Genomic DNA, 11653 nt, shown 5'->3' with positions numbered 1-11653 from the left:
GTCGCGCTCAAGCCTTGGCGGCGTCCCAGACGGTGAGGACCTGCGTGATCGCGGCCTCCATCGCCGCGTGGCGCACGCCGTCGCGCGCCAGGGTGCTCAGGCCGAGCAGGAAGCTGTCGAACACGGCCGACAGCGCGGCGGCTGGCACCTCGGCGCGCAACTCGCCGCTGTCGATGCCACGCTGCACGCAGGCGACGAAGCCGTTGCGGGTGCGCGTGCGCGACTGCTTCAGCGAGGCGGTCACGCCGGCGTGTTCCTCGGACGGCGCGCTCATCACCCCCAGCGCCACCATGCAGCCCTTCGGATGGCCGCGCTCGCACTGCATCTTCGCCGAGCGGCGCAATGCCGTCTCGATCGCCTCGCGCGGCGGCAACGCGCTATCCCACAGACACTCCGTCACCTGCGCATAGGTGCTCAGGTAGCGCTGCACGCATTCCTGGAACAGCGCTTCCTTCGAGCCGAAGGCCGCGTAGAAGCTCGGCGCGGAAATCCCCGTCGCGATGCCGGCCTTGAGCTGGCTCAGCGAGGTGGATTCGTAGCCGTTTTCCCAGAACAGATGCATTGCGTCCTCGATCGCCTGGTCGCGATCGAAGGTACGGGGACGCCCCATGCTTGCCATGTCGAACTCCGCAAAGACGATTCGATATAGATACTAAACGATATGGAAGTCGCTGGCGATGGCCCGATCGAGGTCGGCGGCCGGGTTGCGCACGCTTTTTGTCGATGTGGTACTGTACGGTACCGTTACTTGCCTCGCGCTGCCGGATGACGGGACGAAGCGCTTTTCAGCCGCGACCGGACAGTCTGTCGGTGTGTTTGAAAGCATATCGAAAGACCTCTTCCTCAGGAGTCCTCTGATCAATGGCGAGGCGAGGGTGATGTCCGATTCTTGTCCCGCGGCGGGCATCGATATGCCGATGTATTTCGACCTTTTTCACCATCGACAGGAGATGGCGCATGACCGATTTGAACGATCGCGCCCGGCGCGGCTTCCTGAAAACCGCCGCGGTGCTGGGCGGCACGTCAGCGCTGGGCGCGCTGTCCGGGCCGGCCGAGGCGCAGGGGGCGGCGCCGGGCATGACGCCAACGCCCGAGGTGGCACCGACCCGGCTCGACGAGGTGCCGCTCGCCTCGGGCGCCAAGCTGAGCGTCGAGCGCCGCGGGCAGGTCGTGCTGCTCGGCATCAACCGCCCGGCGAACCAGAACCGCGTCGATCCGGAAACCTTCGAGCTGCTGGCCCAGGCCTATTACCGCTACAACCACGATCCTTCGTTGCGGGCCGCGGTGCTGTTCGGGCATGGCGAGCAATTCTCGCGCGGCATCGATATCGACGGCTTCCGCGCGCTCGGCAACAAGACGCCGATCGCGCTGAGCGGCACCATCAACCCGCTCGCGACCACGCCCAGCCCGCGCCTGACCAAGCCGCTGGTTGCGGTCGCGCATGGCGATACCTGGGACATGGGCCACGAGCTCTTCCTGGTGGGCGACATCCGCGTCGCGGCGGCCGATACGCGCTTCGGCCAGGACGAGAACACCCACGGCCGCTTCCCCGGCGGCGGCTCGACCGTGCGTTTCGTGCGGGAAGCGGGCTGGGGCAATGCGATGCGCTACATCCTGACCGGCGATCACTGGAGCGCGGAGGAGGCATATCGGATGGGCACGGTGCAGGCGATCGCGCCCGATGCGAAGGCGGCGCTCGAACTGGCGGTGCAGATCGCCGGCCGGATCGCGGCCTGCGGGCCGCTGGGCATCCAGGCCTCGCTCGCCTCGGCGCACCTGGCGATCGACCCGGCCGAGAACGCCGCGCTGTTCAAGCTGACCGAGCAGTATCGCGGGCTGTTCCAGTCGCAGGACTTCGTGGAAGGGCGCCGCGCGGAACTCGAGGGGCGCCAGCCCGTGTTCCAGGGCAAGTGAGCGCCTGAACGACGCTCAGGCGCCGGCGCTGCGGCGCGCGCGCGGCGCCGGCTTGCCATGCAGGCGCATGAAGGCCGCGGCTGCCTGGCGTGCCTGCTCGGCCAGCGCCTCGGCCGAGGGCCGCGGCGCCACGCCGAGCAGCAGGTCGGTGCGCAGGTCGTTCCAGGCGAGCGCGAGGAACTCGGCCGCCAGCGCGGCTGCCTCGCCCTCGCCGAGCAGCGCGTCCTGTTGCGCTTGCGCGAGCCACGTCGTCAACGCCTGCTGCGAGGCCTTGCGGCCGATCCGGTCGAGCGTCCGGGCGATTTCCGGCGCGCGCGCCACCTCGGCGATCGCCAGGCGGTAGATGGTGATGATGATCGGATCGGTGACCTCGACCAGCAGCCGCGAGGCGAAGCTCGCGAGCACCTTTTCGAGCATGGCGGCGGAGGTGGCGCGCGGCAGCGCGGCGCCCAGGTTCATGCGCTGGCCGCGGCCCTCGATGCAGGCCAGCAGCATGTCCTGCTTGTTGCTGAAGTTGGCGTAGATGTCGCGTTTCGAGACCTTGGCCTGGGTGGCGATCGCGAGCGTGCTGGCGCTCTCGTAGCCCTTCTCGGCAAAGATCCGGAAGGCCGCCTCGATGATGCGCTGGCGGGGGGAGCGTTCGCTGCCTGCGTCCTCGGTATCGGGCGCGAGGTTCGCCTCCTGGTCGGCTGTCATGGCGGGTTCGGTGAGGGCGTCGCGATGCGTGTTCGAGGGATGCGGCGCCGGCGGGCCGGCGAGTAGCGCCCATTATAAGAGCGAGTCGGCAAGCGAATGTGCCGGCCGCTCGTCGGTGCAACAGATCCGGCGCGAGGCGCCGGACAACCAGGAGCATGACCATGAATCATCCAACCGGGATCGACCTGCGCCGCGGTACACGCGTGCTGCTCGCCGTCCTTATCTTGTGGGGGCTGGCCGTGGCGGGCGCCGCGCTCACCGGTCTCTACAGCCTGCTGCCGTCGCTGTCGCTGGCGGCGCTGATCGCGCTGGGCATCGTCGTGCCGGTGGCGATCTATGCGATGTCGCGAGGGTTTCGTGCCTATATCGCGGCACTCGGCTTGAGGCCGCTCACCAGCTTCCATATCTGGCGGATCGGTGCCGCGCTGGTGTTCTTCTGGTACGGCGGGCACGACCTGCTGCCGGAAGCCTTCGTCCGCAACGCCGGATGGGGCGATTTCATCGCGGGCGTGCTGGCCTTGCTGGTCACCTTGCTGCCGGCCAGCCGCGGGCGCTACCTGATGTTCCACCTGTTCGGCTTCGCCGATTTCGTGGTGGCGGTGGGCACGGGGCTGACCTTCTTCCTGCTGCACGATCCGCGCATGGCCAATATCCAGACGCTGCCGATGGCGCTGATTCCGCTGTACGGCGTGGGCATTTCGGGGGCGAGCCACCTGATGGCCTTCGATCTGCTCAGGCGCGGCGCGCGGGGCGGGCGCTCTCGCGAGCGCGCCGCCATCGAGGCGTAGCGGCGGCAGCGCCGCGTGGATGGGTTCAGCGTGCGCGCGTGCGCCGGGCCTTCTTCGCCGGCGCGCTGCGCGGCGCTTCCTTCGCCGTCGCCGCGGCCGGATCGGCCTGCATGTCCTCGAGCCAGGACAGCGCGTCGGCATAGGACAGGAACTGCCGCAGATACTCGGGCGAGAGCTCGCGCATCAGCAGCAGCGCGCGATGCACCAGGCTGCTCGAATTGAGCGGGCCGGCGTTCTTCGGCACGATGTCGAGCGATTGCTGGACCTGCTGGTCGGCGCTCAGTCGCGACCAGATTTCGCGGAAGTAGTCGAGCAACTCGGGCGGCGGGCCGCTGCGCGCGGTGCGTGTCCTGTCGAGCGCGAGCGTGGCGAACGGGCTCGGTGCAGCGGTACGCGGGGGCGGTGTCTGCCCGATGGCATCGGCCGCTTCCGGGACATGTGCCTGGCGCGCGTCGAACGCCGCCGCGAAGGCTTCGATCAGCGCATCGAGACGCGCGTCGAGCACGCGCCCGACGGCGCCTCGATGAGCACTCGCGCGCCGCAGCAGCGCCTCGATGCGCGCGAAACCGGCCGGATCGAGGTGCTCGGCGCCTCGTTCGCGCCAATCGTCGAGCCGGGCGCGGGTGGGTGCATGCCGATCCTCGCGGAATGCGGGAACGGCCGGCGCGGCGGCGTCGCCGACCGGCTCGGGCAGCGGCTCGTGCATGGCGCTCATCTCAGTTCGCCGCCTTGGCCGCGGCGCCCGAGGCAGGCGAGGCGCCCGCCGTCGCCGCCGTCGAGCTGGTCGGGCGCGGCACGGCCGCGATCTCCACGCGCCGATTGCGCGCGCGTCCCGCTTCGTCGGCGTTCGAGCTGACCGGCTGCTCCGAGCCGAAGGCCGCCGCGAACACCGAGGCGGCGGGCACGCCCGAATCGATGAAGGCGCGCGTCACGGTCAGCGCGCGTTCGGCGGACAGTTCCCAGTTGTCGGCGAAGCGGCGATTGCCGGCGCGCACCAGTTGGTCGTCGGCGAAGCCGCTGACCATCAGGATCTGGTCTCGATCGTGCAGGTAGGCCGTGAGCGGCCCGGCCAGGCTCCTGAGCAGGTCGCGGCCCTCTGGCTGCAATTGATCCGAGTTCACCGCGAACAGCACGTTGCCGGCGATGCCGATGCGCCCGTCCACCAGGGTCACGCGGCCGGCCGCGAGCGGGCCGGCCAGCGCCTGCTCGAGCGTCTTGCGCCGCTGGGTTTCGACTTGCCGCTGCCTGACCTCGTCGGCCAGGCGCGAGGAGGCCTCCAGCTGCATGCCGATCACGCCCACCAGGATCAGCACGAAGGCGCCGAGCAGGGCCGCCATCAGGTCGCTGAAGGCGGCCCAGACGGGCGCGGTCGGCTCCACGCCGCCGTCGATTTCCTCGTTCATGCCGGCTTCGCTCCGTCGAGGCGCTGCAGGTTCTCGACGATCTGCTTCTGCGACATCAGGCTCAGGTCGATCACGTCCTTGGCCTGCGCGACGTAGTAGGCGAGCTGTTCGTCACTGCGCGCGAGCGACTTGTCGAGCGAGGCCTCGATGCGCGCGAGCTGCGTCATCAGTTTCTGGTTCGAATCGCCGAAGTGCTGCACGGCCTGGCCGAACGCGTCGGCCAGGCTGGCCATTTCCACCGCGCTGCCGCCGACCTGCGCCGAGGCGCCTTCCAGCACCTGCGCGCCGACCTCGACCTGCTGGTCGAAGCGGGTGCCGACGCGCTCCAGCAGCTCGGCCGAGGTCGAGACCAGCGCGTCGATCGCCGTGCGCTGTTCGTTGCTGGCGTGGCTCACCGCGTCGAGCAGGGTGGCGACCGTCGACAGCAGGCGGCCGCGCTCCTCCAGCATCGCGGTGTCCTGCACCATGCTCTCGGAGAGCTTCTGGCGCAGTTCCGCGACCACGTCGGCGGCGGCGCGCGGCGCCGCCGAGGCCGCATCGACCAGGCGGCCGATCTCGGCGATGGTGCCGTTCGCGTGGTTTTCGGTTTGCGCGGCGATCGTGTCGGCGGTTTGGGCGAGCGCGTCGCAGATGCTTTGCTGGCGCTCGGCGGCTTGCCGAGCGGTATCGCGCCAGGCGGCGGCATTCGCTTCGGCGGCGCGTGCGATCTCGGCGATGGTGCCGCTGGCGTGGGCTTCGGTTTGCGCGGCGATCGTGTCGGCGGTTCGGGCGAGCGCGTCGCAGATGCTTTGCTGCCGCTCGGCGGCTTGCGTGCTGGCCGCCTGCCACGCGTCGGCGTGGGCCGCGGCCGCGCGCGCGATTTCCTCCAGCGTGCCCTTGGCCTGCGTTTCGCCGTGCGTGGCGATCTCGGCGGCGGTTTTTTCCAGGGCGTCGCAGATCCGCTGCTGGCGCTCGGCCGCTTGCGTCGCGGCGAGCTGCCATGCTGTTGCATTGGCTTCGGCGGCGCGGGCGATTTCGGCGATGGTGCCGCTGGCGTGAGCTTCGGTTTGCGCGGCCACGTCGTTGGCGGTCTTCGCGAGCGCGTCGCAGATCGCTTGCTGGCGCTCGGCCGCTTGCGTCGAGGCGAGCTGCCATGCCGTTGCGTTGGCTTCAGCAGCACGCGCGATTTCGGCGATGGTGCCGCTGGCGTGAGCTTCGGTTTGCGCGGCCACGTCGTTGGCGGTCTTCGCGAGCGCGTCGCAGATCGCCTGTTGACGCTCTGCCGCCTGCGTCGAAGCAAGCTGCCATGCTGTTGCATTGGCTTCAGCCGCTCGCGCGATCTCGGCGATCGTGCCGTTCGTGCGCAACTCGGTCTGCGCGGCCACGTCCTCGGCCATCCTGGCCAGCGCATCGCAGATCGCCTGCTGTCGTTCCGCCGCTTGCGTGCTGGCTGCCTGCCAGGCTTCCGACGACGTAGCGGCCAGGCGGGCCATCTCGGCCAGCGTCGTGTTCGCCTTGGTTTCGGCGCTCGCCGCCACCTCGCCGGCCGTCTTCGCCAGCGCCTCGACCACCGCCTGCTGGCGCTCGGCCGCCTGCGTGCTGGCGGCCTGCCAGGCCGAGGCAGCGGTTTCGGCCGCGCGCGTGATCTCGCCGAGCGCGCGATCGGCCTGCGTCCCGGCTTGCGCGGCGATCCTGCCGGCGGTCTGTTCGAGCGTCGCGCAGATGGCCTGCTGGTGCCGCGCGGCCTGCGCATTGGCCGACTGCCATTCCTCGCGCAGCGTCGTGCTCATCGCGGCCAGCGTGCCGGTCCAGGCTGCCAGGCGCGTCTCGTCGCGTTCGGCCAGGCCTGCCTGCAGCTCGCCTTGCGCGGCGCGCAATTCCCGCAGCAGCGCGCCGGCATGGGTCTCGAAGGTGGCGGCCGCGGCGCTGAGCGCCTGGCGGTTGTCGTCGGCGAGTTTCTCGCCGCTGGCCTCGTGACGCGCCAGCACGCTGTCCCAGGCCCGCGAGGCGCCTTCGGCGGCCAGCGCCTGGCGCTTCTCGACCTCGCGCAGCAACGCGGCCGAACGATTCTCGAAGCTGCTGTTGAAGCCTTCCAGCGCATCGCGCAGCTCGCCCGCGAGCGCTTCGCCCGAGCGGCGATGCTCGGCCAGCGCCTCGTTCCAGATGCCGGCCACGCGCGCGGTATTCGTCTCGAAGCCGGCCGTCAGGCCGTCGAGCTGCCGGTCGACGGCCTGCATCAGCGTGCCGTGCAGCTTGCCGCTTTCCTGCGCGAGGCCGGCCATCGCCGCCTCGACCACCGGCACGATGGCGGCGCCCGCGGCGCGCGCGCTGTCGGCCGCGCTGCGGGTCAGCGTCTCGCCGAGCATGGCGGCCAGGCGCGTGTGGCTGGCCTCGGCCTGCTCGATGAAGGCCTGCTGGCCGGCGAGCTGGCGTTCGCCGAGCGTGGCGCCCTGGCGCTCGATGGCGGCGATCATCGCCTCCAGCCGCTCGACCAGGGCCGGCATGGCCTCGGCCTGCCGCTGCATCAGCGCGAAACCCGCCTCGCGCTGATGCGCGTGCGAGAACGGCCGCAGCGTGGACGCCACCAGCGCGTCGAGCTTCTGCACCGTCTCGAGCCGTTCGCGACGGCACAGCGCGGAGAGCAGCCCGAGCATCGCCGAGCTCGCCACGCCGGCGATCGAGGTGCCGAACGCGAAGCCGAGCCCGCGGATCGGCGCGTAGAGCGCGGCGCGGATCGCGTCGAGCCCGGTGGCGCCGTCCAGCGCGGCGCTGGTGCCGCGCAGCGTGGCGACCATCCCGAGCAGGGTGCCGAGCATGCCCAGCAGCACCAGCAGGCCGACCAGGTAGGACGTGAGCGCTGGCGCGGGCAGGGCGGCGCGCTCGCCTTCGACGCGCGCGCGCACGGCGCTGCGCAGGCTCGGGTGCAGCGGCTGCAGCCAGGCATCGAGCGAGGCGGGCGCGGCGGCCGAGCCGAGCGCGCGCGCCAGGCTCGCGGTGGCCTGCCGGTAGCGATGCAGTTCGAGCGCGCCGCCCAGGTAGAAGGCGGCGATCAGCACGGTGACGGCCAGCGCGAGCGGATTGCCGCCGAGGTAGCCGGCGCCGATCCAGCCCACCACGGCAAGGCCGGCGAGGAAAACGAGGAGATCGATACGAAGTCGGGACATAGGCTTGGGATTAGCGGGCGCGGAGGGCCGCGAGCAGCCCTCCCACCGGTTGAAACCGAAGATCGAGTTCGGCGAGCAGGACGCTCTGCATGTCCTTGCGGAAGGTGTCGAGCCAACTGTCGGGCGCGCTGGCCTGGGCCAGGCGGGCACGCAGCGGCGGCGCGACTTCGGCGGCCCGGGGCAGCGGGGCAGCGGCCGGCGTCGCGGCAGGGCCGTTTGCATGGCCGCTTGCATGGCCGTTAGCCGGGCCGCTGCCACTGCCGCCATCGTTGCCACGGTGGTTGCCGTCGCCGCCCGCTTGCGCGGCTTCGCCGTTGCCATTGCCATCGGTGGCTTCGGCTTCGGCTTCGGCTTCGGCACGCGCTGCTTTCGCATCCGCGCGCAGTCGCTCGAAATAGGCGCCGAGCAGGCCCGGCACCGCGCCGAACAGGCTGCGCTCGCGCGCGGCGAGCGCGCGTTCCATGGTGGCGTCGAGCGCGGCCAGCTTGGCCAGCGCCGGCGATTGCGCGGCCAGTCGCGGCCGCAGGCGCGCGCGCAGGTCGCCGATCTCGCTCTCCATCTTCTGCTGCAGGCTGAGGCAGCACTGACGATAGAGCGCGAAATCGGCGTCCGTCTCCGCCGGTTCGGGCGGCCGCGCCAACTGGGCCGGCGCGAACGCGCCGCCGCGCCGGAGCTGGCGCGCGGGCGCGAGCAGCGCGTCGTTGGCGATCGCCTTCGACAGCGAGGAACGCAGGCTCAGGCCGCGCGCGGCCTCGTCCTCGCCGTTGCCGCGCAGGCCGGCCACCACCGGCGCCGGCGCGGCCAGCACCGAGGAGAGCGCGATCGCGTCGGTCCAGGCCACCCACTGGCTGAGCCGATCGGCGAGCGGCTGCGCCGTGCGTTGCACGTCGGTGCCGCCGAGGCGGGTCAGGATGCGGACGAGGGCCGGCGCGTGCAGGGAGCTGCGCTGCGGGAGTGACGACATGCTGCGAACGTGAAAAAAAGGCAGCAGTTTACACAAGGGCGCGGGCCGGGTTGCTTTTTTGGCGAGCGGGGGCCGGATCGCGCGCGGGCGCGCACGCGCCGGGGCGTGTGCCGCGATGGCCGGCCACTACGCCGAGGGCCCCGCCGGGCGGGGTTCCCGGCCCGGCGGCAGCCGGCCGTGGCGCCCGATTCGCGTGCCGGCTCAGAGCGGGCGCAGCGTCTTCTTCATGAACATTCGCGAGAAGCCCGGCGGATAGTCGGGCAGCTCGGCGAAGCATTGGTAGCCGAGCCGCTCGTAGAACGGCCGCGCCTGGAATTCGAAGGTATCGAGCCAGGCCGCGTGGCAGCCGCGCGCGAGTGCCTCCTGCTCCGCCATCCGCATCAGGCGCGTGCCGACGCCGCCGCCGCGCGCGCTTTCCGGCACCACCAGCAACTGGATGGCCAGCCAGCCGTAGGCGGTCGAGGCCCACAGGCCGCCCGTGACTTCGCCGGCCGCGTCGCGCAGGGCCACCACCAGCGGGCGATTGCCGCTCGGGCCGCCGTTGCGGTCGTTGTAGGCCACCAGCGGGGCGGCGATCTGCTTGCGGACGGTGTCGTCCGCGACATCGGTCAACGTGTAGGTATAGGTCATGGTGTGTCGTCCGAATGGAGAAAACGGCGGGCACGGCCCTCGGGCCCGCGTCGGCGAACCGGCATGTATAGCGAGGTTCCGCGATTCCCGCAATGGCGGCGCGGGTCGCTCGGGGTGGGGCATGGCGGCGGCGCCGTTCTCCCGGCACCCGGCAAGCACGGCGGCGCGGTTTTGTACCGCGACGTATCCAGCGCGCGTCGCGAAACATCGGCATGCAAAAGCGGCCGGGCGCGGAAACAGACGGGATACGTGGGCGCGGTCTACTGACGGTACGCGATCAGCATCCCTGCGTACCGAAACCCGCAACCGAATGCAGTCCCATCGAACCCAGGAGAAACACCATGAAGCTTGCCCACGTCCTCGCCCTTGCCGCCCTCGCCACCGCCCCGGTGCTGTCCTTCGCCCAGACCAGCCAGCAAGGTCTCACGCGCGCCCAGGTCCGCGCCGAGCTGGTCCAGCTCGAACAGGCCGGCTACAACCCGGCCAGCGACCACACGCAATACCCGGCCAACATCCAGGCGGCCCTGTCGCGCATCGACGGCGCGGCCGATGTCGAGGCCCGTGCCCGGACGAGCCCGGCCGCCGGCGATGTGATGCAGATGCCCTCGGCGCGGCGCGACCAGGCCGAGATCGACGCGATCTACGCGCATTCCTGATGCGGGGCGCGCGCCGCCGTGCCGCCCGGCACGCGCGGCACGGCCCGGCGCCATCGACCGGCGATGTCGACGCCGAGCCCGCCCGGCTCGGCTTTCGCCGTTCGCCGTCGTTCCGCTCGCCGAAAACTTCGTCACGCGACTATATCGCATCCGATATATAATTCGCGCTTCGACACCATGCATCGACAGGGGCGCCCATGACCCGCAAGGACAAGGCCGAGCCGGCCATTCCCAAGCTCGCCGATTTTCTCTGCTTCGCCGTCTACTCGGCGAACCTGGCGTTCGGCAAGGCCTACAAGCCGGTGCTGGACGAGCTGGGGCTCACCTACACGCAGTACATCACGCTGGTGGCGGCCTCCGAGCAGGACGAGCAGACCGTCAGCCAGCTCGGCGAGAAGCTGTTCCTCGAGTCGAACACGCTCACGCCGATCCTGAAGAAGCTCGAGGCGATGGGCTACCTGCAACGGCAGCGCGCCGCGCACGACGAGCGCCAGGTGCTGGTCAGCCTGACCCGCAAGGGCTGGCGGCTGCGCGAGGATCTCGCCAGCGTGAGCCTGGTGGATGCCTGCGGGCTCACGCCGGAGGCGTTCGACAAGACCCAGAAGGCGGTGGTCACGCTGCGCGACAACCTGGTGAAGTCGGTGCGCGAGGGCGCGCAGTGAGGGGAGGGGGCGGCGCGCGACGGCGCGGGCGCCGAGCCGGGCTCGATTGCCCGCCCGCGAGCCGGATCCTCGAATCGAATCCATGACGACGGCGCCGCGTGCGCCGTTTTTTCGTGATCCGCGCGTATCGCGCCGTTCCAGACGAAAGCGGCCCTGGCCTTGTGCCCACGACCCGGATCGGGAGCACAAGGCCAGGGCCGGCGAACATCGCGGGCACGAACGAGGTGGCGGCGCGACGGCGAGCCGGACAATCCAGCCCGGATGAACTCGCCGCCACGCGGCCGGCGCGCCACGCGCTCAATGCCCGTAGTACACCGAACGCTCCACCACGCGCGTGATCACCACGCGGCTGCCCGATTCGGCGATGGCCGGCATGTCGGCGCCGTAGCTGCTGGCGGCGGTGTCGTTCGAGGCCATCTTCATGTCCTGCACACGCTTGAGCGCGGCCTGCACGTTGTCCGGGTAGTAGGGATCGTTGGGGCGGCTCGGCGAATAACCGGCGGCGACGATCTGCGCGAGTTCGGCGCGCACCTGGGCGCGCGTGAGCGGGCCGGTGCTTGCCTGGCGGGTGGCGGCGGTGTCGCTGCCGGGGCTGGCGAGCGGGGCGGCGGAGGCGGTGGCGACGCTGTCGCCGAAGCTGCCGGTGACCTGGCCGGCGGCCATGGCGGGTGCCGCGAGCGCGGCGGCGAATGCGACGAACAAGGCGGAAGCGGCGATGCGCAGTTTCATGGTGGACCTCAAATGTCGGAGGTTTGGGTAGTCGAGTGATACGGGCAGGGCTGGGACTTGCCGGATTC

Annotated in this window: 12 protein-coding genes; 4 read left to right on the top strand and 8 right to left on the bottom strand. The window is 70.9% G+C overall.

All coding sequences use genetic code 11. The annotated features are described in order from the left end of the window. Positions 1-7: 7 nt before the first annotated feature. Positions 8-610, bottom strand: coding sequence for a TetR/AcrR family transcriptional regulator (locus FB600_RS01725; RefSeq protein WP_308729504.1), 603 nt, complete (start codon positions 608-610; stop codon positions 8-10). A 347-nt stretch (positions 611-957) separates the two neighbouring features. Here FB600_RS01725 and FB600_RS01720 point away from each other — a divergent pair, with 347 nt between their 5' ends. Beyond that, a complete protein-coding gene (locus FB600_RS01720; RefSeq protein WP_145756140.1) occupies positions 958-1914 on the top strand; it encodes an enoyl-CoA hydratase-related protein in 957 nt (318 codons plus the stop codon). Between the two features lie 15 nt (positions 1915-1929). Here the strand turns inward: FB600_RS01720 and FB600_RS01715 are convergent, their stop codons facing one another. Next, on the bottom strand, positions 1930-2610 hold the full coding sequence (locus FB600_RS01715) for a TetR/AcrR family transcriptional regulator (RefSeq protein WP_036055974.1): 681 nt from the start codon (positions 2608-2610) through the stop codon (positions 1930-1932). 161 nt (positions 2611-2771) lie between these two features. Between FB600_RS01715 and FB600_RS01710 the strand changes: the two genes are divergently transcribed. Then, entirely contained in the window at positions 2772-3398 is a 627-nt protein-coding gene (locus tag FB600_RS01710) for a permease (protein ID WP_145756139.1), read from the top strand. Positions 3399-3423: 25 nt separating this feature from the next. Here the strand turns inward: FB600_RS01710 and FB600_RS01705 are convergent, their stop codons facing one another. From FB600_RS01705 to FB600_RS01685, 5 genes are all read right to left on the bottom strand, one after another. Beyond that, on the bottom strand, positions 3424-4104 hold the full coding sequence (locus tag FB600_RS01705; RefSeq protein ID WP_145756234.1) for a DUF2894 domain-containing protein: 681 nt from the start codon (positions 4102-4104) through the stop codon (positions 3424-3426). Positions 4105-4114: 10 nt separating this feature from the next. Then, positions 4115-4801, bottom strand: coding sequence for an OmpA family protein (locus tag FB600_RS01700; RefSeq protein ID WP_145756138.1), 687 nt, complete (start codon positions 4799-4801; stop codon positions 4115-4117). Next, positions 4798-7944: a DUF802 domain-containing protein gene (locus FB600_RS01695; protein WP_145756137.1), complete on the bottom strand. Its 3147-nt coding sequence runs from the start codon at positions 7942-7944 to the stop codon at positions 4798-4800. The genes FB600_RS01700 and FB600_RS01695 overlap by 4 nt, the downstream gene beginning before the upstream one ends. Positions 7945-7954: 10 nt before the next feature. Beyond that, positions 7955-8908, bottom strand: a complete 954-nt coding sequence (locus tag FB600_RS01690; RefSeq protein ID WP_145756136.1) for a DUF3348 domain-containing protein — start codon at positions 8906-8908, stop codon at positions 7955-7957. A gap of 201 nt (positions 8909-9109) precedes the next feature. Continuing rightward, the gene (locus FB600_RS01685) at positions 9110-9538 is read right to left on the bottom strand and encodes a GNAT family N-acetyltransferase (RefSeq protein ID WP_013690499.1); all 429 of its coding nucleotides are present in this window, start codon (positions 9536-9538) and stop codon (positions 9110-9112) included. A 341-nt stretch (positions 9539-9879) separates the two neighbouring features. Here FB600_RS01685 and FB600_RS01680 point away from each other — a divergent pair, with 341 nt between their 5' ends. Continuing rightward, a complete protein-coding gene (locus FB600_RS01680; RefSeq protein WP_145756135.1) occupies positions 9880-10194 on the top strand; it encodes a DUF4148 domain-containing protein in 315 nt (104 codons plus the stop codon). A gap of 197 nt (positions 10195-10391) precedes the next feature. After that, complete coding sequence (locus FB600_RS01675) at positions 10392-10856, top strand: MarR family winged helix-turn-helix transcriptional regulator (RefSeq protein ID WP_096751296.1); 465 nt, start codon at positions 10392-10394, stop codon at positions 10854-10856. Between the two features lie 297 nt (positions 10857-11153). Here FB600_RS01675 and FB600_RS01670 read toward each other — a convergent pair whose 3' ends face one another. Next, positions 11154-11585 (bottom strand): DUF4148 domain-containing protein, encoded by a 432-nt coding sequence (locus tag FB600_RS01670; protein ID WP_096751295.1) that lies wholly within the window; start codon positions 11583-11585, stop codon positions 11154-11156. Between the last annotated feature and the right edge of the window lie 68 nt (positions 11586-11653).

The organism is Burkholderia sp. SJZ089 (assembly GCF_007828315.1).
Taxonomy (GTDB): Bacteria; Pseudomonadota; Gammaproteobacteria; order Burkholderiales; family Burkholderiaceae; genus Burkholderia; species Burkholderia gladioli.
Note: the sequence above shows the minus strand (reverse complement) of the source record. Positions and strands in the feature narration are given on the sequence as shown.